At 52.5% G+C, this 26,270-nt stretch carries 22 protein-coding genes and 1 pseudogene; 16 read left to right on the top strand and 7 right to left on the bottom strand.

The window, feature by feature from the left end:
* Positions 1 to 22 precede the first annotated feature (22 nt).
* The 5 genes from ACJJIS_RS20180 (at position 23) to ACJJIS_RS20160 (ending at position 3,858) form a co-directional block, all read left to right on the top strand.
* Complete coding sequence (locus ACJJIS_RS20180; RefSeq protein WP_444914935.1) at positions 23 to 388, top strand: cupin domain-containing protein; 366 nt, start codon at positions 23 to 25, stop codon at positions 386 to 388.
* A gap of 216 nt (positions 389 to 604) precedes the next feature.
* On the top strand, positions 605 to 2,542 hold the full coding sequence (gene acs, locus ACJJIS_RS20175; protein WP_475708914.1) for an acetate--CoA ligase: 1,938 nt from the start codon (positions 605 to 607) through the stop codon (positions 2,540 to 2,542).
* Between the two features lie 197 nt (positions 2,543 to 2,739).
* Positions 2,740 to 3,156: a hypothetical protein gene (locus tag ACJJIS_RS20170; RefSeq protein WP_444906581.1), complete on the top strand. Its 417-nt coding sequence runs from the start codon at positions 2,740 to 2,742 to the stop codon at positions 3,154 to 3,156.
* A gap of 146 nt (positions 3,157 to 3,302) precedes the next feature.
* On the top strand, positions 3,303 to 3,680 hold the full coding sequence (locus ACJJIS_RS20165; protein WP_444892625.1) for a VOC family protein: 378 nt from the start codon (positions 3,303 to 3,305) through the stop codon (positions 3,678 to 3,680).
* 25 nt (positions 3,681 to 3,705) lie between these two features.
* Complete coding sequence (locus ACJJIS_RS20160; RefSeq protein ID WP_475708913.1) at positions 3,706 to 3,858, top strand: hypothetical protein; 153 nt, start codon at positions 3,706 to 3,708, stop codon at positions 3,856 to 3,858.
* On the opposite strand, the gene ACJJIS_RS20155 is transcribed toward ACJJIS_RS20160, so the two are convergent.
* Positions 3,841 to 5,205 carry an IS4 family transposase gene (locus ACJJIS_RS20155; RefSeq protein ID WP_475708210.1) on the bottom strand — a complete coding sequence of 455 codons (1,365 nt, stop codon included), beginning with the start codon at positions 5,203 to 5,205 and terminating at the stop codon, positions 3,841 to 3,843. The two genes, ACJJIS_RS20160 and ACJJIS_RS20155, sit on opposite strands and share 18 nt — an antisense overlap.
* A gap of 111 nt (positions 5,206 to 5,316) precedes the next feature.
* Here ACJJIS_RS20155 and ACJJIS_RS20150 point away from each other — a divergent pair.
* The 6 genes and pseudogenes from ACJJIS_RS20150 to ACJJIS_RS20125 form a co-directional block, all read left to right on the top strand.
* Positions 5,317 to 5,574: pseudogene (locus tag ACJJIS_RS20150) on the top strand (DUF6632 domain-containing protein); the annotation flags it as partial.
* Between the two features lie 165 nt (positions 5,575 to 5,739).
* Complete coding sequence (locus ACJJIS_RS20145; RefSeq protein WP_475708912.1) at positions 5,740 to 7,239, top strand: catalase; 1,500 nt, start codon at positions 5,740 to 5,742, stop codon at positions 7,237 to 7,239.
* A gap of 56 nt (positions 7,240 to 7,295) precedes the next feature.
* A complete protein-coding gene (locus tag ACJJIS_RS20140) occupies positions 7,296 to 7,766 on the top strand; it encodes an ankyrin repeat domain-containing protein (RefSeq protein ID WP_282930217.1) in 471 nt (156 codons plus the stop codon).
* 159 nt (positions 7,767 to 7,925) lie between these two features.
* The gene (locus tag ACJJIS_RS20135; RefSeq protein ID WP_444918853.1) at positions 7,926 to 8,912 is read left to right on the top strand and encodes an SrkA family protein kinase; all 987 of its coding nucleotides are present in this window, start codon (positions 7,926 to 7,928) and stop codon (positions 8,910 to 8,912) included.
* A 1-nt stretch (position 8,913) separates the two neighbouring features.
* Entirely contained in the window at positions 8,914 to 9,741 is an 828-nt protein-coding gene (gene cysE / locus ACJJIS_RS20130) for a serine O-acetyltransferase (protein WP_413664156.1), read from the top strand.
* Between the two features lie 92 nt (positions 9,742 to 9,833).
* On the top strand, positions 9,834 to 10,646 hold the full coding sequence (locus ACJJIS_RS20125; protein ID WP_475708911.1) for a GNAT family N-acetyltransferase: 813 nt from the start codon (positions 9,834 to 9,836) through the stop codon (positions 10,644 to 10,646).
* Here ACJJIS_RS20125 and epmA read toward each other — a convergent pair.
* From epmA to ACJJIS_RS20105, 4 genes are all read right to left on the bottom strand, one after another.
* Positions 10,633 to 11,586 (bottom strand): EF-P lysine aminoacylase EpmA, encoded by a 954-nt coding sequence (gene epmA, locus ACJJIS_RS20120; protein WP_475708910.1) that lies wholly within the window; start codon positions 11,584 to 11,586, stop codon positions 10,633 to 10,635. The two genes, ACJJIS_RS20125 and epmA, sit on opposite strands and share 14 nt — an antisense overlap.
* A gap of 53 nt (positions 11,587 to 11,639) precedes the next feature.
* The gene (gene efp, locus ACJJIS_RS20115; RefSeq protein WP_108731510.1) at positions 11,640 to 12,212 is read right to left on the bottom strand and encodes an elongation factor P; all 573 of its coding nucleotides are present in this window, start codon (positions 12,210 to 12,212) and stop codon (positions 11,640 to 11,642) included.
* A gap of 312 nt (positions 12,213 to 12,524) precedes the next feature.
* Entirely contained in the window at positions 12,525 to 13,319 is a 795-nt protein-coding gene (locus ACJJIS_RS20110) for an aldolase (protein ID WP_444911975.1), read from the bottom strand.
* Between the two features lie 202 nt (positions 13,320 to 13,521).
* Positions 13,522 to 14,232: an iron-containing redox enzyme family protein gene (locus ACJJIS_RS20105; protein WP_413664160.1), complete on the bottom strand. Its 711-nt coding sequence runs from the start codon at positions 14,230 to 14,232 to the stop codon at positions 13,522 to 13,524.
* A gap of 1,015 nt (positions 14,233 to 15,247) precedes the next feature.
* Here ACJJIS_RS20105 and epmB point away from each other — a divergent pair.
* Positions 15,248 to 16,288, top strand: coding sequence for an EF-P beta-lysylation protein EpmB (epmB, locus tag ACJJIS_RS20100; RefSeq protein ID WP_444906574.1), 1,041 nt, complete (start codon positions 15,248 to 15,250; stop codon positions 16,286 to 16,288).
* 380 nt (positions 16,289 to 16,668) lie between these two features.
* Entirely contained in the window at positions 16,669 to 18,756 is a 2,088-nt protein-coding gene (locus ACJJIS_RS20095) for a GGDEF/EAL domain-containing response regulator (protein ID WP_282934550.1), read from the top strand.
* A gap of 69 nt (positions 18,757 to 18,825) precedes the next feature.
* Here ACJJIS_RS20095 and ACJJIS_RS20090 read toward each other — a convergent pair whose 3' ends face one another.
* Positions 18,826 to 20,487 (bottom strand): alkaline phosphatase D family protein, encoded by a 1,662-nt coding sequence (locus ACJJIS_RS20090; protein WP_475708909.1) that lies wholly within the window; start codon positions 20,485 to 20,487, stop codon positions 18,826 to 18,828.
* Between the two features lie 311 nt (positions 20,488 to 20,798).
* Here ACJJIS_RS20090 and ACJJIS_RS20085 point away from each other — a divergent pair, with 311 nt between their 5' ends.
* On the top strand, positions 20,799 to 22,742 hold the full coding sequence (locus ACJJIS_RS20085; protein ID WP_475708908.1) for a M1 family metallopeptidase: 1,944 nt from the start codon (positions 20,799 to 20,801) through the stop codon (positions 22,740 to 22,742).
* A 427-nt stretch (positions 22,743 to 23,169) separates the two neighbouring features.
* On the opposite strand, the gene serB is transcribed toward ACJJIS_RS20085, so the two are convergent.
* Entirely contained in the window at positions 23,170 to 24,279 is a 1,110-nt protein-coding gene (gene serB / locus ACJJIS_RS20080) for a phosphoserine phosphatase SerB (protein WP_475708907.1), read from the bottom strand.
* A gap of 309 nt (positions 24,280 to 24,588) precedes the next feature.
* Here serB and ACJJIS_RS20075 point away from each other — a divergent pair, with 309 nt between their 5' ends.
* On the top strand, positions 24,589 to 25,701 hold the full coding sequence (locus tag ACJJIS_RS20075; RefSeq protein ID WP_475708906.1) for a hypothetical protein: 1,113 nt from the start codon (positions 24,589 to 24,591) through the stop codon (positions 25,699 to 25,701).
* Positions 25,702 to 25,799: 98 nt separating this feature from the next.
* Complete coding sequence (locus tag ACJJIS_RS20070) at positions 25,800 to 26,216, top strand: MerR family transcriptional regulator (RefSeq protein WP_444911985.1); 417 nt, start codon at positions 25,800 to 25,802, stop codon at positions 26,214 to 26,216.
* The last annotated feature ends 54 nt before the right edge of the window (positions 26,217 to 26,270 follow it).

Below are 26,270 nucleotides of genomic sequence, written 5' to 3'. Positions count from 1 at the left end.
CATATTAAAGGTAGGTATAAAAGTGAATTCTAAAGTTATCAATTTTAAAGAAAAATTGAACCTGTTCTCGGAGCACTGGTCCCCTAAAGTGATTGCCGAGATGAACGATTACCAGTTTAAACTGGTTAAGATCCAGGGTGAATTTACCTGGCATGATCATCCCGATACCGATGAGGTGTTTGTTGTAATTTCCGGGCATATGCAGATCGAGTTTCGCGATAGTGTCATATCCCTTGGACCTGGTGAGATGACGGTAGTACCAAAGGGTGTGGAGCATAAACCCAGAGCTGAACAGGAATGTGAAGTACTATTGATTGAGCCTAAAGGGGTCGTTAATACGGGCGATGCCGGTGGAGATCTAACTGCGAAAAATGATGTCTGGATCTAAGTGATTGAGCTGTTAATCAACTTTCTTTTACTGTTTGCTTGTCTGATTAACTTGCACCTTTCAGGGCCTGCGTTGGATTGTCTTCGCCCCATGCCAAATTTTGAGATGAGGGGACTGTTTCGCAGCGGCTATGTTATAAAGTGACAAGAATAAAGCTCTAATAAACTCAGATTTCTCTAGGCTAGCCATGCCGCGCTAATAATAAAGGAGAAGATGATGTCTGAAGTGCATACCCGCCCAGTCTCCCCCGGTTTTGCTGCCAATGCGCTTATTAGCGCCGAAGACTACGAGACAATGTACCGCCAGTCGGTAGAGAGCCCAGAGGCGTTTTGGGCACAACAGGCCAAGGACTTTTTGCAGTGGGACAAGCCGTTCACTCAGGTTCTTGAGGAGGATCTGCACAAAGGTCATACCGCCTGGTTCTCCGATGGCCAGTTGAACGTAACCGTAAACTGCATCGATCGGCACCTGGCAAACCGTGGCGAGCAGACTGCGATTCTGTGGGAGGGAGATGATCCCGCTGATAGTAAGGCAATCAGCTATCAGAGCCTTTATGAAAGTGTGTGCCGCTTGGCCAACCTGCTGAAATCCCGGGGAGTTAAAAAGGGAGATCGGGTGTGTATTTATATGCCGATGATCCCGGAGGCGGCCTACGCCATGCTCGCCTGTGCCCGTATCGGCGCTGTGCACTCGGTAGTATTTGGTGGTTTCTCCCCGGTGTCCCTGAAAGACCGTATTCTCGATTCCGATTGTCGCCTGGTGATCACTGCTGATGAAGCGGTTCGCGGCGGTAAGCGAGTACCGCTGAAAGCCAATGTGGATAAAGCGCTGGTGGATTGCCCTAATGTGCATACGACTATTGTGGTTAAACATACGGGCACACCGGTAGACTGGGATAGCAAGCGGGATATCTGGTATGGCGAATCCATAGGTGAGATGGAGCCGGACTGCGCGCCTGAAGTAATGGGAGCGGAGGACCCGCTGTTTATCCTTTATACCTCGGGCTCTACCGGTAAACCCAAAGGGGTCCTGCATACCACTGCCGGCTATCTGCTGATGGCCACCATGACTTTCAAATATACCTTTGATTATCGCGAGGGAGAGATTTTCTGGTGTACTGCCGATGTGGGCTGGATCACTGGGCACAGCTATATCGTCTATGGACCCCTGTGCGCTGGGGCCACCAGTCTGATGTTTGAGGGCGTGCCCACTTTCCCGGATGCCTCACGCTTCTGGCAGGTTGTGGATAAGCATCAGGTCAATATTTTCTACACCGCGCCGACAGCGATTCGGGCGCTGATGGGCGCTGGTGACGAGTTTGTAAAAGCCACCGAGCGCAGTTCCCTGCGACTTTTAGGCACCGTGGGTGAGCCCATAAACCCGGAAGCCTGGGAGTGGTATTACAGCGTAGTGGGCGATGAGCGCTGCCCGATTGTGGACACCTGGTGGCAGACTGAAACCGGTGCACAGATGATCACTCCACTGCCCGGTGCCATGGCTCTGAAACCCGGGTCGGCAACCCGGCCCTTCTTTGGCGTCCAGCCCGCGCTGCTGGATAGTGAAGGCCGGGAGATTGAAGGGGAGGGTGAAGGCTCTCTGGTGATTAAAAAGAGCTGGCCCTCCATGATTCGGGATGTGTACGGCAATCGCCAGAGAATGCTGGATACTTATTTTTCCGCATTCCCCGGTTATTACTTTACCGGTGATGGCGCCCGCCGCGATAGTGACGGTTATTACTGGATTACTGGGCGCATTGACGATGTGTTAAATGTCTCTGGACACCGCCTGGGAACAGCGGAGATCGAGAGCGCCCTGGTACTGCACAATGATACGGCGGAGGCGGCGGTGGTAGGTTATCCCCACGATATCAAAGGGCAGGGGATTTATGCCTTTGTAATGCTCAAATCTGGCCATAAGCCCAGTGATGAGCTGAAGGCTGAATTAATTGAGCTCTGCCGCAAGGAGATAGGGCCAATTGCCAAGCCTGACTTTATCCAATGGGCGCCTGCACTGCCAAAAACCCGTTCCGGCAAAATCATGCGGCGTATCCTGAGGAAGATTGCCTGCAATGAGCTGGATAATCTGGGAGATGTTTCCACTCTTGCCGATCCCACTGTGGTTGACGCATTGATTGATCACCGCGAAAATCGCTGACCATAGGTGTGGCGCGTGAAGGTTTTATTGGCCGGGCATAGCCCGGCCTTTTCATTGGGGCAAGAGGTTAAATTCCTCCCCGATTTTTGCGCCATTTTCAGCTAAATAGACAAGTAAATGCCTGCTGGTTTGCACAGTTAGTAACCCTCTAACTCCGGATATTGTTTTAAGGGTATTTACAGTTAAGGAGATTCCGCTTGGAACAGGGACAGTACCTCTGCGATCACTACCGCTTCGCCGCCGATCAGCGTCTCAAGGTTTTTAATTTTTTTGTTGTGTTAACCATGTTTGTTGAGGGCGGGATTTTCACTGCCATGGAGAAAGACTTCCACCCTCTAATCCTGGCGTTGCTGGGAGGGTTTGTGGTCATACTGGTCACTGTATTTTGGCTGATGGATATTCGCAGCCGCCAGCTTCTCAAGCTTGCAGTTCCGGCACTGAAAACCCTGGAAATGGGATTCCCGGAGGAAGCGAGAATTTTTTCCAACGATGCCATTCGTCGAGGTGACTTGGCCCGTTACACTTTCGCTTTCAGGGTTTTGTTGGTGGGGCAGCTGTTCTTTGGTCTGGGCGTCGCTTCTTACGGTATTTATCACTGGTATATCTCCCCCTAATCCCAACCTTGCAGTGGCGGGTATGATTGCATGAAGTGAACCACCCGCCACAACCTCCTCTTTGTCTCGTACGTTTAAAAGTCGGCGCTGCCGGCCTCTCTAGGCTATCTTGCAGAAGTATCCGCTTCCCTCCCGAGGTTTATACGATGCTTGATCATATTCGCCTTTATGTGCACAGTTATGAACGCAGTAAGGACTTCTATCAGCAGGCGCTGATGCCGCTGGGATACCAGTTAGTGATGGAGTTTGAGGATTGGGCGGGCTTTGGCTGGGCGGATAAAGCGGAACTCTGGATTCGTGGAGGGACCAGCACCACTCCACAATTGCATATCGCCTTTCGCGCTGAAGAGCGGCAGGTGGTCAGGGAGTTCTATCGCTTGGCCCTGGAGGCCGGGGGTAAAGACAATGGCGCACCGGCTGTCTACGAGCAATATCACCCGGATTATTACGCCGCCTACGTACTTGATCCCGATGGACATAACCTGGAAGTGGTGTGTCATTTACCAGGGGACTTACAGGAATAAGTCGATCGAGATTTGGGAGTCATTTATGAACGAGGCAACTCGAGCAAAATACCTGCCAATAGCGCTGGTCGTTGTAGGAGTGCTTTTTATTCTGGCGATTTACCCGATGATGATGTGGATTTGGCCGGAAGGGTGGGGCTGGACCTGTGTTTTATACACATCATTTAAGTCCATTTAAAGCCTCCGCTGCCTCCATATAATGGAGAAGCTTTGTGTACCCCTGCCAAACGGTTTTAACTCCAGGCTCACCATCGCCGCTCCGCCCCAGAAAGCCTCCAAGTCCTGCCAACATACGAGTTATATCTCTCATACTTGGAGCTTCATTGGGTGGGGAGGTTTTAGCTTGCATTATCCATATCATACGCCACTCTTTTTCAGAGTAGAATTTCGTACACGACGTATCAGGAAGCGTTCGTGCCCGTGTTGTCATGGAGTGTAGACGCCACCCAATAATCATATAGATTGCAATACAGTTCAACATGCGCTGCTCAGTTCTAAAGCGATTACTTTCTATCTGGCATCCGCCTTTCACCACTCGAAAATAGGTTTCAATTTCCCATCGACTTCGATACCACTCAATAATGATCCTCGCTTGCTTAAAGTCCTCAACTGCAAGATCGGTCAGCAGCATCCATTCAATACCTTTTTCCCCTTCTGGTGGGCTTAATTCCTTAGCAAAGACTGCGTAGAGAGAAAGAGGTCGTTTTGATTTTCCTTTTCCCTGCAATCTTACTTCTGCAATGGATACACTGACCTTAGCTTCCCTTTCTGGCCGTCCACTCCTTTTGGGGATACCTACTGAGTATTTCCCGATGGACTTCTGCTTGGTCATATAGTCCCAAAGTAAAGTCGTATCTTCTCCTTCGATCTCTAAACTACGGTTAGCCTTGGCTCGAACAATATAGCTTGCACGCCGCTGTTCATTTTGATCTTCAGCTAATTGAAACCACTCATGAATATCCCCCTCTCTATCCGCGATGCTCACAATCGTGGTTTCAGGGCAGCGCTCTTGTATCTCACAAGCTGATTCATAATGGTCTAGCCAGCGTCGACTCTCTTTATCTTGTATCGACTTGGTATAGCGAGAATTAGCACTAGATTCTTTATCTCGCTGCCACATACTACCTTCAACAACACCCAAATTAATTCTGGATGGTGTTATCGCGATGGAGGTGTGCAAGAGTTGTTGGTTGGTCTCTTTACGCCTAAGTGTTCCCATCTCTTTACTTTCTAGGTCAGTGGCAAAATTTAGAAAAGTAGTATCTTGTGGGATAAGAACAACAGGCTGCGCCTTGATTCTCTCAAGAGTTGCCGATTTATGGCCGCTCATAATAGAGTCAAAATTGACTTTATCATTTTCGATAAAGCGATAAGCCGCAAACGTTTCTGCCCAAGTTTTGTTTGCACAAGGAATGCTATTCTTTGGGTCGGAGCTTAAATTACTAAGAATATTAGACAAGCGTTTATTCAAGCGTGTATCACCCATAACCTGATTTTTTACTTCGTCCATGACCCAGTCCTGCATAATTATCCAGCCAAATCTGTAGTTCTTACTGGGCTAAACTGTAACTTATTGATTTATATAATAAAACTGAAAAAACTTGTGTATAAAACTTAGGGCTGGACTCCGCGGCAGCTAGAATACGAGCAAATGATTATCGGTATTTATGTCACCTTGGGGGTGTTTTTAATACGCGCTGCAAAAAATCCCGCCGCAAATGCCAGTTTAATTTGGTTCACTATATGGTCCAGCCTTGTACACGCCGTCATTATGTTGGTGCAGGCATTGGTGGATAAAACAGAGCGAATCAATTTGATGGGAGATATTCCCGCACTTTTTTTGATTGCCGCTGTGCTTTGGTACCTTATGCCCAGGCGAAAAAAATCTGATTGAGCATTTACTTTATTTTGACTTGCTAAAAAATCTGAATTGCTCTTTCTGACTCACCGTTATTGATCCCTACTATAAGAGCGATAACAAGGTCTAATTTCCCGCTTATTGTTCTCCCCTATAAGCTCTACTCCTGTAATAGAGATGGCAGTAGAGATAAATAATCCCATGAAATACTTACCCTTATTTGCATTAACTATCGGTCTGATAGGCGGAGCCAATGCAGGGACATTGACTCGCGATAATGGCGCACCTGTCGGAGACAACCAGAACGCACAAACCGCCGGAGAAAATGGCGGTAATTTGCTGCAAGATGTTCAACTGATTCAAAAATTGCAGCGTTTTGCCCGTGAACGTATTCCCGAGCGTGTAGTTCATGCTCGTGGAACTGGTGTTCACGGTGAATTTGTTGCGACGGCTGACCTCAGTGATTTAACCCGCGCAGCGGTGTTTGAGCGCGGTAGTAAAACGCCAGTGTTTGTGCGTTTTTCAACAGTAATCCACTCAAAAGGTTCCCCGGAAACCCTGCGCGATCCCCGTGGATTTGCCACCAAGTTTTATACGGAAGAAGGCAACTGGGATTTAGTGGGTAACAACCTGCCGGTATTTTTTATCCGCGACGCGATTAAATTCCCGGATATGGTTCACTCCCTAAAGCCCTCCCCGGTGACTAATCAACAGGACCCCAACCGTTTCTTTGATTTCTTTAGCCATGTGCCGGAATCCACCCATATGCTGAGCTGGGTCTATTCCGATTACGGTACACCGGCTAACCTGCGCCAGATGGATGGCTGGGGTGTTCACGCCTATAAATTTATCAATGACAAGGGTGAAGTGAACTATGTGAAATTCCACTGGAAAACCCGTCAGGGAATCAAGAACCTGACTGCGGAAGAGGCAGCAGAAATTCAGAGCAAGGACTTCAGCCACGCAACTCGCGATATGTATGCCGCGATTGAAAAAGGCGAGTACCCCCAGTGGGATCTGTTTATTAAAGTACTGAAGCCCTCCCAGCTTAACAGCTTTAATTACAACCCCCTGGACGCCACCAAAATGTGGTTGGACGTGAAGGAAACCAAAGTCGGCACCATGACACTCAACCGTGTGCCCACTAATTTCTTCCAGGAAACTGAGCAATCCGCGTTTGCGCCGGCCAATATTGTTCCGGGTATTGAGCCTTCGGAAGACCGCTTGTTACAAGGCCGCGTGTTCTCATATTCCGATACGCAAATGTATCGCCTGGGGGCCAATCACCAGCAATTGCCTATCAACCGGCCCCTCGTTGCAGTAAGTAACTGGAACCAGGATGGAGCGGGTAACTACGGCCAGCAGACTTCAGATGTGAACTATCAGCCGAGCCGCATCGATGCGCGCAACGAGGACCCCAAAGGTCTTTATAGCAACAAGGCATTGAATGGCAGCACCCAGCAAAAGGCCATTGAAAAGAAACTGCCATTTGCCCAGGCGGGTGCTTTCTACCGCAGCCTGAGTCCTGAAGAGCGTCAGAACCTGATTGAAAACCTCGCTGGTGATCTGGGTAAAGTGAGTGATGAAAACACTAAGCACATTATGCTGAGCCACTTCTATCAAGCGGACAAGGACTACGGACAGCACTTAACCAAAGCAGTTGGTGGAGATCTGGATCGCGTGAAAAAACTGGCCCGGTAATTTTTACCCAAGTGCGGGCGACAGAGGTCGCCCGCTAAATTTATACAGGTGAAATTATGAGATCATTTTTATTCGCACTACTCTTTCTCACCCTGGGGGTTCAGGCAGGGGAGCCGGAAAAAACGGAATCTGATTTTATCGAACTCTCCCAGTATTATTTTGCCGCAGCCAGGATTGGTGATACCGAGGTGCTGCGTGAATTTTCGCAAGCGGGTTTCCCCCTGGATGTACGCAGCCCGAAAGGTTATACGGCACTGATGATTGCCACTTACAACGGCAACGGGGAGGCTGTGGACTACCTGTTGCAGAGAGGTGCAGATGCCTGTGCCCAGGATCGCCGTGGCAATACTGCCCTGATGGCAGCGATTTTTCGCGGTGAGTTTGCCCTTGCACGAACCCTGCTAAAGCAGGATTGCGATTCGCAGCAGGTGAATAAGGCCGGCCACTCCGCAGAGGATTTTGCCGAAGTTTTTGGTCGTGACCAAATGGTTCAGCTATTGCAGCAACAGCGGGCAAATGGCGGTTAAGCCAGTTTTTTGTGCGGTTGGCATTGGGTGGTGTCACCGCTCCTGTCCTGCGTGAACTCCCCTTGAGTTGGCCGCTTTAGCTTGCGGCACATTTCTCAGTTTGTCCCCGCCCCCGCGACCGCGTTAGCATAGCCAGCTGCAATCCAGTTGGTACCCACTATGACCTCGAATCATCATCCCTATGAAGCCCTCACGCCGGACGTGGTGATCGACTGTGTCGAGACTACCGGGCTGATTTCCGATGCGCGTATTTTCCCTTTAAACAGTTATGAAAACCGCGTCTATCAGGTGGGTATTGAGGATGCCGAGCCGTTGATTGCCAAGTTCTATCGCCCGGGGCGCTGGAGTGATGAGCAGATAATGGAGGAGCACCAGTTCACCCTGGAGCTGGCAGAGGCCGAAATTCCTGTGGTGGCACCGATACAGTTTGATGGGCGCACCCTGATGGAGTCCGCTGGATTCCGTTTTGCGCTTTTCCCCCGACGGGGCGGTCGCCAGTTGGAGCTGGATAACTTTGATCACCTGGAGCAGGTGGGGACCATGTTGGGTCGCATTCATGCGGCCGGCAGCGCCAAACCTTTCAGCTATCGCCCATCCCTCACTTTGCAGCGATTCGCAATTGATAGCCGGGAATTTATCCTGAATGGAGATTTCCTGCCACGTGAGAACCGCGAGGCCTACGCTTCCGTCACGGGCCACATTATCGAACAGATAGCCCCGCTGTTTGAGCGGGACTGGGATATGCTGCGCTTGCACGGTGATTGTCACAGTGGCAACTTCCTGTGGCGGGATGAGACTCCCTGGTTTGTGGACTTGGACGACTGCCTGATGGGGCCGGCGATCCAGGATATCTGGATGTTGATTTCCGGCAATCGCGCAGAGCAAACCGCTTACCTGGATGCAGTGTTGGAAGGCTATGAAACCTTCTATAGTTTTGATCCCCAGCAGTTGCAGCTGGTGGAGCCCCTGCGCTGCCTGCGGCAGATGCACCACGCCGCCTGGTTGGCGCGACGCTGGCAGGACCCGGCTTTTCCCCAGGCGTTTCCCTGGTTTAATACTGCCCGTTACTGGGCAGAGCATATACTGGCATTGCGCGAGCAGCAGTCTGCGCTGCTGGAGCCCCCGTTGACCCTGGGGGCTGTGTAACATGGAGAAAGCAATAATGGATGCGACATGCACCGAGGCTGAGGCGGATCTGATCTGGGAGAAGATTCGTATAGAGGTGGCGCAGCAGGTAGAGCGGGAGCCGATCCTGGCCAGCTTTCTACACGCGACCATCCTGAACCACAATTCCCTGGAGGCGGCGCTCAGCTTTCACCTGGCCAACAAGCTGGACAATGCGGTGGCACCGGCGCTGTTAATTCGCGAGGTTATCGATGAAGCGCTACAAGCTGACCCTTCCATAGGGCATGCGGCGCGAGCGGATTTGAACGCAATTTACCTGCGGGATTCCGCCTGCCACTCCCTGCACGAGCCCTTCCTGTACTTTAAGGGCTTTCACGCCTTGCAGGTTCACCGTGTGGCCCACTGGCTGTGGCAGCAGCAGCGCCGCTCCCTGGCTATGTTCTTACAGCACCGTGTCTCTGTCGTATTCAGTGTGGATATCCACCCGGCTGCGCGTATGGGTGACGGTATATTGCTGGATCACGCGACCGGTATCGTTATAGGTGAAACGGCTGTAGTGGAAAACAATGTTTCCATCATGCAGTCCGTTACACTGGGCGGCACTGGCAAAGAGAGCGGGGACCGCCACCCGAAAATCCGCCACGGGGTTTTAATCGGTGCGGGCAGCAAGGTGCTGGGCAATATTGAAATTGGCGAGTGCGCCCAAATTGCTTCCGGAAGTGTGGTTCTTAAAACGGTACCGGCAAAGGTGTTAGTGGCCGGAGTGCCGGCAAAAGTTGTCGGGGCAGCCACCTGTGCTGAACCGGCATTATCCATGGATCAGTGTGCCCTGTCGCAAGTACAGAAGTAAGGCTTGTCGCCCCGTAGCGAACACCGGCTGCGGGGCTGGGATCACTGGGGAAATGATGCAACGGCACTGTTCTTGGCACTATCCTTTGACCCATGAAATATAGTCTCAGCGCTAAAAATCTTACCTGCCGAAATTTGGAGGCTTATGCGGATTACCGCGCGAGCCTGGTAACTCCAGATTGCACCAAGGAAATTACAGGTATTGTCCGCAGTGATAGCGGCCTGCCTTCCATTGGGCTCAATCAGGTGATTTCCAATATGGTAATGCCGCCGCGCATTATTCAGCGTTTTGCGCTGGATTATTTTGCCGAGCGGCACAGCCCCTTCACCCTTTGGCACAGTGCCACCAAACCCCTGGACAATGACGCTTTGGATGAGCTTGGACTAAAGCGGCGCCAGTCCCTGGTAGCTATGGCCGCCGAGATACCCCGACTCAGCGCTGCCGAGGTTCCGGTAGTGGAACAGCTGACTATTAGTGCGGTGAAAAAGGAGGCCTTGCCTGATTACGGCGCGGTGCAGGCAGCGGCGGCAGGGGAGCTGGAAGGGGCACAGTTGGCGCACTTCTATCAGGGCCTGCAGGAAATCCCCGAGCAGCGACGCGGGCGACTGAAATTATTTCTCGCTAAGCTGGATGGTGTGCCGGTGGCCGCCGGTTGCCTGTTTGCGGCAGCGGATGCACTGGGGCTCTATGACCTGGTGACACTTCCGGATTACCGGGGTCGCGGGATTGGTCGGGCCCTGTTCAAGCATCTGCTAACCGCTGCCCAAGGTAGCCACCATAGAAATCTTGTAGCTTTAGTGCCGGCGGATCGTCAGCAGCTACTGCTCGATAGTGGCTTTTTTGCAGTTGGCGAGGTTGCCCGCTATCAATACACTCCGGCGCCGGCGGCCGCTAAGCCCGACTGAAAGGGAAGGCGATAACTTCCTCAATCGATTGGTAACCGGCTTTTAACATCAGCAGTCGGTCGACTCCCAGCGCGACCCCGGCGCACTCGGGCATGCCTTGCTCCAGGGCCGCAACCAGACGCTCTTCAAAGGGGTGTACAGGGCGCTGGTTAGCACGGCGGTATTCCAGATCCTTTTCAAAGCGGCGCTGCTGTTCCGCGCTGTCGGTCAGCTCCCAATAGCCATTGGCCAGTTCCAATCCACCCACATAGGCTTCGAAGCGCCTGGCTACGGGCGTCCCCTGTTCGTCCGCCACCACTTTTGCCAGTGCTGCTTGCTCTGCAGGGAAGTCGTAGAGCAGGGTGATGCCCTCACCCATGGTGGCTTCCAGGCGGTGGCTCATCAGCAGGTCCAGGCACTCACTGCGTTCACGGGGTACAAAAGACAATTCCATTTCCCGCTTAACGCAGGAAATCAGCTCGGCTTCGCTGGCACTGTGGGGGTCCAGTTGCAGCTCCCTTAAAAACAATTCCCGGTAACTGAGGGACTGAACCTGGTCCGTCGCCAAAATACCGCAGAGCAGCTTGGCGACCTCCTCCATCAGTTGGTGATCGTCCCAACCGCAGCGGTACCACTCCAACATGGTGAACTCGGGGTTGTGTCGACCGCCGGATTCGCCCTGGCGAAAAGCCTTGCCCAAGTAGTAGCAATCTCCGAGTCCTGCGGCGAGTAAACGCTTTAAACCAAATTCAGGGCTGGTGGCCAGGTAGGCGTTTTTGCCCCGGCACTCTGTGGTGATGGACTCGATATGGGGGTCGCTGGTGGCGCGCTGGGATAGCACCGGAACTTCGGCTTCCACAACGTTTCGTTCAGCAAAAAATGTGCGTATTTCAGCGAGTAGCGCAGCGCGTTGGCGCAGGGCTGCAATAGTGGCGGTGGGGCGCCAGGTATCTGTGCTCATGGGGGGTAGCTCTGGAGACGAGCGGCCGTAGGCCGCTCGAGGGGAGGAGGTACTTAGTCTTCCTTGGCACGGCCCAGGTATTCGGCAGTGCGGGTGTCTACCTTGATGGTTTCACCGATTTCCAGGAACAGAGGAACCTTCACAACGGCGCCGGTAGCCAAAGTGGCTGGCTTGGTGCCGCCCTGGGCGGTGTCTCCGCGCAGGCCCGGATCGGTATCGGTAATTTCCAGGATAACGTGGTTGGGCGGAGTAACTGCCAGCGGAGAGCCGTTGTACAGGGTTACAGTGCAGATATCCTGCTCTTTGAGCCATTTTGAAGCATCGCCCACAGCATCGCTGCTGGCTTGGTGCTGTTCAAAAGTCTCGGGCTCCATGAAATGGTAAAACTCGCCATCGTTGTACAAGTATTCCATTTCGCGATCCATCACATCCGCCGCTTCCAGGCTTTCACCGGAGCGGAAGGTGCGTTCCCATACGCGACCGGTTTTCAGGTTGCGAAGCTTCACGCGGTTGAACGCCTGGCCCTTACCAGGTTTGACGAATTCGTTTTCCACGATTGAGCAGGGGTCGCCGTCCAGCATCACCTTGAGGCCGCCCTTGAATTCGTTAGTGGAGTAACTAGCCATAGCAAATAGAGCCCTTTAAGTCATTTATCTATATGATTTTTAACGAGTTTTTTGTTTCTAGCCGATTCCGGCCAAGGCTGGGCTAACGCCCTCCGCTTCCGCCACAAATGGTAGCCGCAGGTAACTCGTCTGGCTGGGGAAAAGAGACTTCACCGCCAGCCCTGCATGATGGAGCGGGATTATACAGGAGGGTGGGAGCTTGAACGAATACCAGAGAGAAATGGAGGGGAGGCGTTCCGGTTGTTATAGCCAAGCTGCAATTATTGGGGCAGCCAACAATGCAATGGGCTTTAGCCCATTGCACAAAAGCACTTAACTTAATGGGTCGTCCCCGCCGCCATAACCTTTTCTCTGCATGCGGCGCACAAAGTAAGCAAAAGTCGCCTGCGTGCGTTTTTCCTGGAGGATCCAGTCGTGGGCTTCGCGGCCCAGTTCGGGATCAATATCCTGGATGGTGCCGGCGGATTCAGCCAGTATTTGCAGTTTGGCAGCGCGCTCACACTGAACCGCCATTACACAGGCTTCCTCAACAGAGCGACAGGCCATAATCAGGCCGTGGTGTCCCAGTAGGATTGCGCGCTTGTCCCCAATAGCGGCGGAAATCAGCTCGCCCTCGCTGTTACCCACGGGTACACCCGGCCAGTCTTTGAGGAAGGCAATATCCTCATACAACATGCAGGCGTCCATATGGGAAATCTTTAGCGGGCGCTCCAGCATGGAAAGTGCACATACGTGCATGGGGTGGGTATGCACGATGCAGTTCACATCGGGGCGCGCCCGGTAGATCCAGGAATGAAAGCGGTTGGCCGGATTGGCCATGCCCTCTCCAGACAGTACTTCGAGGTCTTCGTTGACCTCCAATAAGTTGGATGAGGTAATTTCATCGAAGCCGAGGCCCAGGCGTTGGGTGTAATAAGTACCGGGCTTTTCCGCACGGGCGGTAATTTGCCCAGCCAGGCCGGAGTCGTGACCATCGTTAAATAAAATTCGGCAAGTCAGCGCAAGCTTTTCTCTCAGGGACCACTCGGGGGTGCTGAGGTGCTGCTTCATTGCTTCACTGGCTCGTTCAACCAGTTCGTTTTTTGCCAGTGATAGTGTTTCAGCCATTGTTATCTCCAATTCTCACAGCAAGTCATATTAATTCTGCGATATTTAATAAATTTTCCTTTTTTATTTTCTTATCGCAGAATAATTTTTAAAAACCTAACTCAAAATGATTCGATCTCTGTCGAATTTATGTTGGTGGCATTTCCCTATGCCCATGCTTTCTCCAACAACACCTGTGAGTGGGTTGATAAGTGCTTGCTAATTAAGCTGTAACAGCTTCAACTTTTTTATGTTTAGTGGAGTGGTAGGCGGTTTCAATAGAATCGAAGAATTGTAAGCGGGCCTCTACAAGGTGGCGCCCGGCTTCAAGCATTATGTCCAGTTGGCTGGGATCCTTGGAGCCGATATCTACCATAATATCGCGAATGGTTTCTGCATGGCCGTCATCACATTCAATATGCAGCAGGAAAAATTGCATTTCTGCATCGGTTACGCCGCAAGAGCGGAATCCGGCAACAATATCTGTATATAAATCGGGTACCAGGGCTTCGGCTCCCAGGCATAGGGCTCCCAATCCTGCACTGGCCCTGAGGTCCCGACAGTTTTTGAACATGGTATCGATCAGGTGCTGAGTGCCTGGTAAAACTTCTGCGTTTTCCAGGGTCAAACCAAAATGCTCGAGGGTTTCGCGATAGATTTCTGCGTGGGGTTTGGGGCTGTCTGGTTCCAGGCCCAGCTCTTCCATTAGATTCTCGGCAAGCTCCAGGACTTCGTGGTTACTCGGGAGGTTTGCCATCATTGCACAGAGATATCTAACAAAGAATCCACTGTAAATACCTTGTTGAACCAAAAATATTTTTAATTCGTCCAGCGTAATGGAGCCTTCACGGCAACGCTTCAAGAAAGGATGTGCGCGAGTTTGCTCAATCAGTAGGTCTTTATTGGCTTCAAGCAATTCAAGCTGCATTTCCATTGGGTAATTCCTTTTTGTAATTCTAAACTTACTGGTTAAACACCTTTTAGGTGTTTTATTTATTTCTTGATAGTGCCCGCCTTTGGCGGGGGCGACAAAATGGTTTTCTTTGCCGGCGTTTAAATTAACACCGAATTATCCCTATTGTGAATAAGGGAATTATGAATTTTTTGATATTTGTTGATGGTTTTTGGAAGATGTTTTTTCTAGTGATAAAAATTTTATTAATAAATAATTTTTGCTTTGCTTTATCCTTGTTGGATTTATCAAAGAAAATTTTTTTTGCTCCCTGAATTAACTGTGGAAATGTCGACTGTGTAGATTTTCTTTGTTGCAGTGGAGTGTTTTGTGGGGTAAGGGTTTTTATTGGTAGGTAGAGTGAATACTTGCTTCGCCGATAATGAGTCTACTCCTAAATTCAGGTAAAGAAGAGTTAAGGAGCCTCTGAATAACTCCATGATACCTCTGGCATGCAGAGCGGTTCACAATCAAGGCGCGGCTTCGCAGGAATGTCTAGACCTTTCAAGAAGTCGCAACGCGGAGTGTGAATCGCTCTGCAAGCCCCGAAGGGCGAGCCTTGAAGGCCACAGCTGCTGCGTTGCAGCTCTTGCAAAGGGCTACGGCCATTCGCGGCGAGCTGCGCCTAACATCTGCAGCCTTCAAGACCCGCAGAGGCATTACGGAGTTATTTAGAGGCTCCTTAAGGCTCTGGCTGCTTAAAGATACAGTCCAACTATCCGATATTTTTCCATAGAAGATTGGTGAATATTTTTTGATTATGTATATGGGTTTCTGCAAAAATAAATTCAGTTTATGTAATTACCCTAGGGAATCGATTTGAGGGTTCAACTAACTCACTAGATAGGGTCTGAAACAGATGCCATTTCTCTGATGGGTTTGTGCGAATTCCCATGTCTACCTGGTCACGGCACCCTTTGTGGGGTATCACTGTCAGTGGTGGCGGGAGATTGCAGTGGGGGATCTGATACAATCTCTTATTTTGTAGTGTATCTCCATGATGGCGTCATCATCGGCCCCCGGTATAGAGCTTATCGACACACAGGAATCCCGCTGCTGGCAGGATGAGTTGTCTGATCTGGTCACTGATCCGGCAGAGTTGATTCAATTACTACAGCTAGACCCGCGTAAGCTCCCCAAGGCCTTGCAAGCAGCTTCTGGCTTTTCCCTGCGCGTGCCGCGCCCCTTTGTCCGGCGCATGCGTTGCGGCGATCCCGAAGACCCATTGTTGTTACAGGTTTTACCCGGTGCGGATGAGTTGGAGAAAGTGCCGGGATTTAGTTCAGACCCCCTTGAAGAGGCAGAAGCTAACCCTCTGCCTGGAGTTGTTCACAAATACCACGGGCGCCTACTGCTGATCACTGCGGGCCAGTGTGCGGTCAATTGTCGTTACTGTTTCCGACGTGAATTCCCATACGGCGACAACCACCTAACTCGCAGACAGAGCCTAGCAGCTCTAGACTACATTCGCGCGCGCACTGAGCTGCGCGAAGTGATCCTGAGCGGCGGTGATCCTTTGGTTATGAGTGACCGTCAACTGGCCTGGCTCACCGATGAGCTGGCTGAGATTCCCCATGTGGATAAGCTGCGAATTCACAGCCGCCTCCCGATAGTTGCTCCCAGCCGGGTAAACCAGAAAATGTTGGACTGGTTTACCGGTTCCCGCTTGAAGCCCGTGCTGGTGTTGCACTGCAACCACGCCAATGAAATTGATAGTGAGGTGCGGGAGTCTCTGCAAAAGTTGCGAAGCGCAGGGGTTACCCTGCTCAACCAGGCGGTGCTATTAAAAGGCGTCAATGATAGTCGCGAGGCGCTGGGTGCGTTGAGCGAATCCCTCTTTACAGCAGGAGTACTTCCGTACTATTTGCATCAGCTGGATCGAGTAAATGGTGCCGCACATTTTGAAGTCTCTGATGCGAAAGCGCTGGAGCTAATCGAACACCTCCGCCAGCAGTTACCCGGTTATCTGGTACCAAAACTGGTGCGTGAAATCCCCGGCGTCCCATCAAAATCCCCGGTAGTTGCTGAACATAGCTAAACCTCAGCTGATAGCTGTAAGGGTTATCTTTGTGTATTCGACAGGGATTTTCATAAAGAGAGATAGGTTGGGCGAATAAATATCGCCAAATTGATCTAGGCTAACCCTATAACGCCAGTGCCAGATATAGTTGGCCGGTCGACCTATTCAGCAGCTGCTATTTCGCTTTATAGCGCTGTATCCAGGGGCTTCTTAGGTTGGGAAAGTTTGATTAGCGGCTGTGGTTTCGCAAATGGGAAAGGTGGAAGCTTTTGTAGGGGGTGTTGTGTGATTTAGATCACAGGTACCAGTTTGATCTACCCTTGTATGCCATCCTTGACGCCCCCTAAAATTACCGCCAGCGGTAGCTGTGTGCCGCCATTAAAAAAATAGAGCAAATAATGAGTAGCAACGACACAATACGACTTCTCCTGATTCACGATACCCCGTCGGAAGCCCAGCGCCTTGTGAGTATGCTGCACAACGCAGGCCGTCCCAACCGAGCACAGCATGTGGCCAGCGAGGCTGTGTTTAACCGCCTGCTCCAGGATAAAACCTGGGATTTAGTGATCGCGGCTGAAAGCAGTACTCAGGTGCCCCCCTCAGTGGCGTTGCGCACCATCAGCAAGCTGCAAAAAGATGTTCCGGTAATTATGCTGACCGAGCGCACCGGTGCCCAACCCGTGGTGGAAGGTTTGAAGCTCGGAGCCCGCGATGTTGTAGTGGTGGATGAAGACCAACACCTTCTCTTTGTGATACAGCGGGAGCTAGGGGCGCTCGCCAATCGCCGTCAGGCTCGCCTACACGACCGCCGCTATCACGCGACCCTTAACCGTGCCAAGGAGCTACTCGATAGCTCCAAAGATGCCATCGCTTATATATCTGATGGCTTGATCGTCTACGCCAATGACTCCCTTGCAGAGCGCTTTGGTTACGACTCTGGCGAGGACATCGAGTACCAGCCATTGATTGATATGCTGGCTGAAAATGAGCAGGAAGAGGGGCGTGAATTCCTCAAAAGCTGCGCTATCGACAACAATGAGCTGGAGGCGAAAGAGTGGAAATTTACCGCTAAGACCGCCTCTGGCGAATCCCTGCCCACTCGCGCAGAGGTACTCAGTACCACCTACGACGATGAGCGCTGTCTGCAGGTGCGTATTGCCTCGCGCCGGGGTGATACGGAGCAATTGGAAGCGCAGCTCAGCGATATCAAGAACCGCGATCCGCTGACCGGACTTTTCAATCGTCAGCACTTCCTGCAGGTACTGGATTCCAGCATCAAATCTGCAGCGGACTCCCACAATACTGGCGGTCTGATGCTGATAGAAGTGGATCGCTTTGAAGATGAAGTGTTAAAAGTTGTTGGAGTGGCCGGTGCCGACGCCCTGCAAAAAGGCATGGCGGAATTACTCAAGTCCTGCCAACGCAGTGGCGATACCCTGGCCCGGTACAGTGAAGATGCCTTCTGCCTGCTCAGCCCGAATACAACTCCGGACAGCATTGAGCAACGCGCGCAGGATATATTGAAGAAGATTTCCGACACCATCTTCGATGCAGATGGCAAAACCCTGCAAATTACCGCCTCTATCGGTATTTCCCTGATGAGTGAGGCCTCCAGCGGTGCGCAACAGGTGCTGGACCAAGCGCTATCTGCTCACAAGCAGGCCTTGGGTGAAGAGAAGAAAGGTGGGAATTTTGCGCTCTACGAGCCGGATACTGAAGGTGGTGCCGACGCCGATACCTATCACCGTGCACGGGTGGTTCAGGCCCTGGAGGCCGGCAGTCTGAAGTTGCTCTACCAGCCAATCCTCAGTTTGCAGGGAACTGGCGAGCAGCTGTACGAAGTATTGGTGCGTATGCTTGATGATAAGGAAGAGCTGGCGCCGCTGGCCTTCCTGCAGGAACTCGGCGATGCGGGCCTGTCGGCGAAAATGGATCGCTGGGTAATTATTACCGCGATCAAGGCCGCCGCAGCCGCCAGGGCTGAGGGCAAGAATATTTCTTTGATGCTGCATATCACCACTGCTTCACTGGTGGACAGCAGCTTACCCGGCTGGCTGGGGGTTGCCTTCAAAGCTGCCAAGGTGGCGCCGGGAACGGTGATCTTCCAGTTGCGTCAGGAGGATATCAACAGCAACCTGCACGCGGCCCGGGACTTTACCACTCAGGTCCAGCAATTGGGTTGTCGCGTTTCGGTCTGTCATTTCGGCACCGGACTCAATCCGTTCAAGGCTCTTGAGCATGTGAAAGTGGATATCGCCAAGATCGATCCCTCCTTCGTGCGCGAGGTCCAGGATGAAGGCGAGAGCAGTGACTCCCTGGCAGGATTGGTACAGCGCTTGGGTGAGGCGGATACCAAGGTGATAGTGCCCCATATTGAGCAGGCCAGTATGCTGCCGACTTTGTGGCAGACCGGTACTGATTATATTCAGGGGTACTATGTGCAGGCGCCGGCGGAGGATATGAACTTCGATTTCAGTCTCGAATAATTTCTCTCTGAAAGCTTTTTAAAAAACCGCACCGCCTTAACAGGGGTGCGGTTTTTTATTGCCTGCAAATCAGACGTTGTAGCGGCTGCGTAAGGCGGCGATGGTATTGCGCGCCAGGGCGCCGTACTGCGGTGCCGGTGCCGGTACCAACTCATCAGCTGTGCTTTCACTCCAGGCGCGCTGGATATGGTTTTGCCCCGCTTCCTGCTTATAGATCCTTGCCAGGCTGGCGTTGTATTTCTGACTGGTGACTGTATCCACGTGATACCAGTGGGCCTTGGCGCGGGAGTGGGAAACATCCATCAACAGGTAACCGCGCTGGGTGATCTCCACCCACTTGAGGTGTGGTATTAACCCGTCCATAGCAATCGCTGCAACATCCGTCAGGTGGGATTTGTCCAGGAAGCTGGAGGTTACTCCGGGGGTGACAAATTCTCCGCCGAGGGCGCCACGTCCGGTCAGGCGCCCGTATTTCAAAATACTGAAAGGATTGCTGGCCAGGTCCCAGGCCCAGGAGCTGTGGATATCTCCAGTGAGGACGACAAAATTGTCGATATTATTGTCGGCAATGTGGTCGAACAGACGCTCGCGGGATGCGGTGTAACCATCCCACTGGTCCATATTCACAGACAAATCCCGAGCCAGGGTGAGTTGCGCCATCATTACTTGTTGCCCTAATACCCGCCAGCGTACGCCATCCGACTGGGACTGGGTCAGGCTACTGTGCAGCCATTGTTCCTGCTGGGTACCGAGGATGCTGCGCTCCGGGTCGTCGGCGGTCTGCTGATCGAACCAGTTGGCCTGCTCGGAGCGCGCGGCGATGCGGGTATCCAGCATCATCAGGTCCATCAGATTGCCGAAGCGGAAGCTGCGGTAGATGGCCCTGTCACCAAATAGATCAAAGATGCCGTTATCGCGGATGGGCATCCACTCGAAGTAGGCCTGGTTGGCTACCGAGCGGCGTACAAACCAGTCGCCCTCGCCATCTTGGACATTGTGGTTCTCAGCACCGCCAGCCCATGCGTTGTTAGTGGTTTCATGGTCGTCCCATACACAGATAAACGGGTGTTGGCGGTGTACCTCCTGTAAATCCGGGTCGGAGCGGTACTGGGCGTAGCGCAGGCGGTAATCCTGGATATCCACCATTTCCTTGGCGGGGATTGGCTCTCGCCCCAGGCCCGTGCCGGTACCGTAGCCACCGGGTCCGTACTCGTAAATGTAATCTCCCAGGTGCAGTACCACATCCAGGTCTGCACGCAGGGCAATTTCCCGGTAAACATTGAAATAACCCATGGGATAGTTGGAGCAGCTGGTCACCGCGAAGCGCAGCTTATCCACATGGCCGATGGGCAGTGTGCGAGTGCGGCCTATGGGCGAGTCGATACCGTTAGAGTAGAAGCGGTAGTAGTAACTGGTGCCGGGTTGCAGACCGCTGGCATCCACTTTGATGGTGTAGTCCACATCGGGCCCGGTAATACCGCTGCCGCTATTGACCACCATGGCCATTTCCGGGTCCAGAGCGACCTGCCAGGTGTAGGGCACCATGGACTGGAATTCTGGATCGGCGGACGGAGTGATACGGGTCCAGAGAATTACGCGATCTGCCAGGGGGTCACCGCTGGCTACGCCGTGCTGGAAGGGCTCCTGGCCGGAACCGTAGGCTTTCAGTAGGGGCAGGGCCGCCAGGCTTGCGCCGGAAAATTGTAGAAACCGCCTCCGGGACAGAGACATGGGGTTCTCCTTATAGTGCTTGTTATAAAAGAGCCGCAGTCTGAATCTGGAAAGTGAACGATGTATTAATTCCCGGTCAGTATTTTTCTTCCCTCGCTGCTATTAGTCATGAAATTCGTCCTAAGGCGACGAAACTGAGACATTAATCTGGTTTATTGGCAAAACGCGGCATGACCGTCGGTAGCTGTGGCTCGAGCGGGGGATCGGTGTGCCCGCTTACGGTGGGTGCAGAGTCCCCTGTCGTTTCTCATCTGCGCTCTGTCAGGTATCCTGTGGCGCAAATTGAAAAGCTGAACTCAGGGAGTAGACCCATGTTGCCCCGTTTACTGTGTACCAGTCTGATCGTTGGCGGCCTTGCCGTTGCCGGTGGCTGTTCCAAGTCGGAGCCTTCCAAGGCCGAATTAGACAGTGCGAGCGCGCCGATAAAGGCGTCCGCTGTGATCGAGAAGAAGCCGGGTGTTGAAAAAGCGCCCCAGTCCGGAGTGGATTACCACTCTTTTGCCAACAGCAATGATTACCAGGTTCAGCACCTGGATCTGGACCTGACTGTCGACTTCTCCCGCAAGGTTCTTGAAGGTGAAGCCAAGTTGGACTTCAAGCGTCTCAACGACAAGAACCTGCCGATGGTACTGGATACCCGCGAACTGGAAGTGGTTTCTGTATCCGCTAATGGCGCGCCAGTAAAATTCTCCATGGGCGAGAAAGACAGTCACCTGGGCACTCCGCTGAATATTGAGCTGCCGGAAGATGCCGACAGCATTACTATCCGCTACCGTACAGTGCCGGGCGCTTCTGGCGTGCAGTGGCTGGAGCCCCAGCAGACTGCGGGTAAAAAGCATCCGTTCCTGTTTACCCAGGCTCAGGCAATTCACGCGCGCAGCTTTATTCCGCTGCAGGACTCCCCGAAAGTTCGCATCACTTACAACGCCACTGTACGCACTCCGAAAGAACTGCGCGCAGTTATGAGTGCGAACAATGACCCGCAGGCGGCCAAAGATGGCGTCTATGAGTTTGAGATGCCCCAGCGCATTCCTTCCTACCTGATTGCCCTGGCGGTTGGCGACCTGAAGTTCAAGCCCATGGGCGAGCGCACTGGTGTCTATGCCGAACCTTCCATGCTGGAATCTGCAGCGGCGGAGTTTGCCGATACCGAATCTATGCTGGAAGTGACCGAAAAGGCGTATGGCCCCTACCACTGGGATCGTTACGACCTGCTGATTCTGCCACCCAGCTTCCCCTTCGGCGGTATGGAAAACCCGCGTCTTAGCTTTATCACTCCGACGGTGATCGCCGGTGATAAGAGCCTGGTAGCCCTGATTGCCCACGAACTGGCCCACTCCTGGTCCGGCAACCTGGTAACCAATGCCAGCTGGCGCGACCTTTGGCTGAATGAAGGTTTCACCACCTACCTGACTAACCGCATCATGCAGTTCGTCTACGGTGATGAGCGCTACCAGATGGAAATGGCCCTGGGCTATGACGACCTGCAAGCGGACCTGGCTGATAAAGAGCCCCGCGATGAAATTATGGCGATCGACCTGCGCGGACGTGACCCGGATGAAGTTTTCTCCAATATTCCCTACGAGAAAGGCTCCCTGTTCCTGTATGAGCTGGAGCAGAAAGTAGGTCGCGAAGCGTTTGACCGCTTCCTGATGGAGTACTTCAACCACTTCTCCTTCCAGAGCATCACCACCGAGGACTTCGTTAAGTATCTAGACAAGACCCTGTTGGTTGAGCACGCCGATAAGCTGGACCGCGAGCGTATCCTCGAGTGGATCTTCGATCCGGGTATTCCCGAAGGTGCGCCGCATCCGAAGTCCGATGCCTTCACTAAATTGGATCCAGTGCGTCAACAGTGGTTGGACGGCAAACTGGCGGCGAAGGATATCGATACCAAAGGCTGGACTTTCCACCAGTGGAAGTACTTCCTCGATGGTATGCCGGAAAAACTGACGGAAGCTCAGTTGAAGGAATTGGACGGCGCCTTTGGCCTGACCGAATCCCGCAATAACGAGGTGGCTTTCAGCTGGCTGATGATTGCAGTGCGCAACGACTACGAGCCGGCCTTCGAGCGCCTTGAGAATTTCCTCACCAGTATCGGCCGCAACAAGTTCCTGCGCCCGCTATATCGCAATATGGTTGAGACTGGTAAAAAAGACGTGGCTGCACGCATTTTTGAGCGCGCCAAGGTGGGTTATCACCCGCTGACGGTAAAAGTAAATAGCCTGGTTATTTACGGTAAAAAAGAGAGTTAATCGCTCTCTTTTCCCGGTTGTCGCAATTCCCATAGGTCAATATGAGAGTTGCGGCAACTCTCCCCTTTCTTTTTCCCTTCCACTTTGGCTAATGCTAAAGTTTGCTCCACAAAATATTTTTTATGGGCATTCTTTCAGTTTGTTTTTATAGTTAAGTGAACTGGTACGATAGCGTGATTAATACGCCAGATTTCTGGCATAAAAATCATTAAACGGCTGTTCAAATGGATTGCCTTTGCGTACTCTGCTGCCCAGAGATTTTACTCAGGAAGGGAGGCACCTATGTATAAACGGGCTTTACTAATAGTCGTCCTGGGGCTTTTTCTTGCCAGTTGTGGGCAGAAACCCGGGCCCAGTGCTTGCACGGATCACAACAAGCGGCCGAGTTTCCCTTTTCCTCACGCGATGCTTTAAGAGCTAAGCCGGGTTATCCCCCGAGCTTGGCAATTTGTTGGTCATTGAGACCAAATAAGTAGAGGGCGGCGTCCAGGCCAAACAGATTGATGGCCTGGGGGGCCTGTAGCCTCACCTTGGGCTTGGGGTGAATGGCGATACCCATTTCCCCTAAATTCAACATGGGAATATCGTTGGCGCCGTCACCCATAGCGACCACACTTTCCAGCGCCAAATCTAAGCTTCCGGCAATTTCCTGCAGTAACTTGCGTTTGCGATCGCCATCAATAATGGGTTCCACTACTTCGCCGGTGAGGGCCCCTTCGGCAAATGTCAGTTGATTGGCATGGATATAATCCAGGGGCAGGCGCTCTCGCTGCAGGAATTTCGCGAAGTAGGTAAAGCCGCCAGAAAGCAGTGCCGTTTTGCAGCCCAGTGCGCGCAAGGCTGCCAGCAATTCATAGGCCCCTTCTTTTAACGGCAATTCCCGGGCAATTTCTGCCAAACGCTGCTCGGAAAAACCTTTTAGCAGGGCCATTCGCCGTTTAAAACTCTCGCAGAAATCTATGTCCCCGGCCATGGCAGATTGGGTGATGGCGGCAACCTGATCACCGATACCAGTAATTTTTGCCAGCTCGTCAATGACTTCAGCATCAATCAGGGTTGAATCCATATCAAAGCCCGCCAGCTTTGGCACTCTCTGGGTAACAGAAGCCTGGATTGTTAGGTCTACTCCCAACTCATCGGCCACTCCAAGGCAGGCCAGACGCGCGCTGTCAAAATCTAGATCGCCATCAATTTGGAAGCGGATAACGGTGCGATCGCGTCTTTGTGCCAAAGTATCAGCGGCGAATAGGCTCCACTGTTGTTCATCAAAAAATCGCAGAAGGTATTGGAGTTGGGCCAGGGAGACAGAGGGGCTTAGCAGGGTGACACACCAAATGGCTTCAAGTGCACTCGGTTCTTCGGGGGGCGGGGTAAAGTCCGTAGCCTCACCGGGAAAAGGGGCTGCACCGGAATACTCCAGGCCGAGCTTGGCGACTTGATCTCGGAAGCTCAGGTAGCGCAGGGTGCCACTTCCTGAAGCCTGGGAAATCTGTTTCAGGGAGAGGTGGAATTCCTGTGAATTTATTTGATCACCCATAAGCTCTGTCCCGATTGAATTAAATGTCCGGCGCATTATAGCTCTTATGAGATTCTTCGCTAAAATTGCCGGGCTTTAATTTCATTGATTGCCGGTCAGCAGGGTTTTAATGGGCTCAGTTCGAATGGTGAGTAAAATTCCTTTTCGAATTGTGCGAGTTGAATTGAACTATTTCGTCGTCTGCTTTACCAATCGCTCAGGAATTAATTGGGTATGCACAATTTTGGTGCCTACCGTTAAAATGCTCGCTGCTCCAAAACAGCTGGGGCAATAGTAAAAAAACAATACGCAAGATGTCTGCCGCCGTTTATGTCAGTTTCCATTGTATCTATTCTTCGCAAAATACCGGCTCAATTAGCACAGTTGTCCAAACGCGCCCGCCAGCGTTTATTGGCACTGGTTATCTGGCTAACACTGGCAATATTCTGTGCGGCGGCACTGGGGCATTTTTATGGTCAGCAGCGCACCGGCCAGATAGAGCGGGACAGAGTTACCGCGAAGGCGGCTGCGACTATTCTCGCGGGGCAGAGCCTGGAGAGTATTGTGGCCGGGGATCGTATCAGCTTACAGCTGATCGCTCGCCAGCTGCTGGAGCTTCCAGTGGTTTCCGGCATTTTAATTGAGGATGTGGAATCGAATTCCCTGGCCGAAGTGGGTGACCTGAAAGAGGGGGAGACGATCACCGAGCCAGTGGTCCTGCACGATAGTATTGCCGGCAATATTACTGTGGCGTTTGAGCCTGGTAATTCCGTTGCCTTCCCTTGGGCCAGCTTGTTGCTGACCCTCGTTTTTGCCCTGCCATTTAGTGCAGCTGCGGCCCTGCTTACCGGTAGCTTGTCCCGGGAGCGCAAATTGCCCGCACAAGTTACTGAGTCTGCTCAAGCTGTAGCTGAAGTTACCGAGCCCAGCGTTGGGCTTTATCTTCGCCCCCTTAACTGGGCGCAGTTGGGCAACCAGTTAAGTCGCAGCGCCCTGGAGGGTTTGCAGCGGGAGCTAGATGGACGTATGCGTTTGCTGCAGCGCATATACGGTGCCACCCCCCTGGGTTGCGCCGGGCCACAGATCGGCCTGGATTTCTCTGGAACTGATGCGGCCTTCCGCGCAGTCTGCTGTGGTTTATTGCTGCGGGAGATGCAGAGCGTTAGCCGTGCGACCGGTTTGAAGCTGGCTCTGGCGGTAGTCCCATCCCAGCCACAGAGTCCGGATTTCTGTGCCGATCAGCTACTCAACCAGTCCCGCGGCTTGTTTTTGCACCCAGAGCTTCTTGAAGACAGTTCCCTGGTGGGGCGAATTGAGCACCACGGTGCCGGTTGGGCATTGGAGGTGACTGGCCTAACCCCTTCCTATCAAAAACTTCTCAACAATCAGCTACAACAGCTGCTCGGCGCTGAGTCTACTCCCCACAGGACCCCCGTGGGCTAAGTGACTAGAAGTGCCTTAGGGTTCTTTTTTGGCGCGTGCTTTACGTTTACGTTAACGTAAACTCTTGCTAGGCTTGATGGCATCTTGAGGAAGTCGTTATGAAAGCAGAAGCAAGCCAAATGGAGCCCCATAGTTACAGCATTTCCGAGCTGGCGCGGGAGTTCGATATCACTACTCGCGCCATCCGCTTCTATGAGGACAAGGGCCTGCTCAATCCGGAGCGTCGCGGCCAGACCCGCGTCTATAGTCCCGAAGAGCGTGTGCGCCTAAAGCTGATCCTGCGCGGAAAGCGGCTGGGATTCTCCCTGGATGAGAGCCGTGAAATTATCGATATGTACGACCCGGCCCACGGCAATGTGGAGCAGTTGCACCGTCTATTGGAGCGCATCGCGCAAAAGCGTCTGCAGTTACAACAGCAACTGCGGGATATCGAAAGCCTGATGGAAGAGTTGGATGAAGCTGAATCCAGGGCCCGTGAGTCCCTGGCGCAAAGCGATGACAGCAGCGTTTCCTAAACAGATTTCGGCACTGTGCCAAGAGTGGCGCAGTTGCCTCATATGGTATTGAAC

The sequence above is a fragment of the Microbulbifer maximicatervae (SeqCode) genome (assembly GCF_056231245.1).
This window is presented reverse-complemented; position numbering and strand designations above follow the sequence as displayed.

Excerpts from the sequence above, each read along its gene's own strand:
- acs (WP_475708914.1), top strand. The coding sequence starts at position 605 with ATGTCTGAAGTGCATACCCGCCCAGTCTCCCCCGGTTTTGCTGCCAAT.
- ACJJIS_RS20165 (WP_444892625.1), top strand. The coding sequence starts at position 3,303 with ATGCTTGATCATATTCGCCTTTATGTGCACAGTTATGAACGCAGTAAG.
- ACJJIS_RS20160 (WP_475708913.1), top strand. The coding sequence starts at position 3,706 with ATGAACGAGGCAACTCGAGCAAAATACCTGCCAATAGCGCTGGTCGTT.
- ACJJIS_RS20155 (WP_475708210.1), bottom strand. The coding sequence starts at position 5,205 with ATGCAGGACTGGGTCATGGACGAAGTAAAAAATCAGGTTATGGGTGAT.
- ACJJIS_RS20145 (WP_475708912.1), top strand. The coding sequence starts at position 5,740 with ATGAAATACTTACCCTTATTTGCATTAACTATCGGTCTGATAGGCGGA.
- ACJJIS_RS20140 (WP_282930217.1), top strand. The coding sequence starts at position 7,296 with ATGAGATCATTTTTATTCGCACTACTCTTTCTCACCCTGGGGGTTCAG.
- ACJJIS_RS20135 (WP_444918853.1), top strand. The coding sequence starts at position 7,926 with ATGACCTCGAATCATCATCCCTATGAAGCCCTCACGCCGGACGTGGTG.
- cysE (WP_413664156.1), top strand. The coding sequence starts at position 8,914 with ATGGAGAAAGCAATAATGGATGCGACATGCACCGAGGCTGAGGCGGAT.
- ACJJIS_RS20125 (WP_475708911.1), top strand. The coding sequence starts at position 9,834 with ATGAAATATAGTCTCAGCGCTAAAAATCTTACCTGCCGAAATTTGGAG.
- epmA (WP_475708910.1), bottom strand. The coding sequence starts at position 11,586 with ATGAGCACAGATACCTGGCGCCCCACCGCCACTATTGCAGCCCTGCGC.
- efp (WP_108731510.1), bottom strand. The coding sequence starts at position 12,212 with ATGGCTAGTTACTCCACTAACGAATTCAAGGGCGGCCTCAAGGTGATG.
- ACJJIS_RS20110 (WP_444911975.1), bottom strand. The coding sequence starts at position 13,319 with ATGGCTGAAACACTATCACTGGCAAAAAACGAACTGGTTGAACGAGCC.
- ACJJIS_RS20105 (WP_413664160.1), bottom strand. The coding sequence starts at position 14,232 with ATGGAAATGCAGCTTGAATTGCTTGAAGCCAATAAAGACCTACTGATT.
- epmB (WP_444906574.1), top strand. The coding sequence starts at position 15,248 with ATGATGGCGTCATCATCGGCCCCCGGTATAGAGCTTATCGACACACAG.
- ACJJIS_RS20095 (WP_282934550.1), top strand. The coding sequence starts at position 16,669 with ATGAGTAGCAACGACACAATACGACTTCTCCTGATTCACGATACCCCG.
- ACJJIS_RS20090 (WP_475708909.1), bottom strand. The coding sequence starts at position 20,487 with ATGTCTCTGTCCCGGAGGCGGTTTCTACAATTTTCCGGCGCAAGCCTG.
- ACJJIS_RS20085 (WP_475708908.1), top strand. The coding sequence starts at position 20,799 with ATGTTGCCCCGTTTACTGTGTACCAGTCTGATCGTTGGCGGCCTTGCC.
- serB (WP_475708907.1), bottom strand. The coding sequence starts at position 24,279 with ATGGGTGATCAAATAAATTCACAGGAATTCCACCTCTCCCTGAAACAG.
- ACJJIS_RS20075 (WP_475708906.1), top strand. The coding sequence starts at position 24,589 with ATGTCAGTTTCCATTGTATCTATTCTTCGCAAAATACCGGCTCAATTA.
- ACJJIS_RS20070 (WP_444911985.1), top strand. The coding sequence starts at position 25,800 with ATGAAAGCAGAAGCAAGCCAAATGGAGCCCCATAGTTACAGCATTTCC.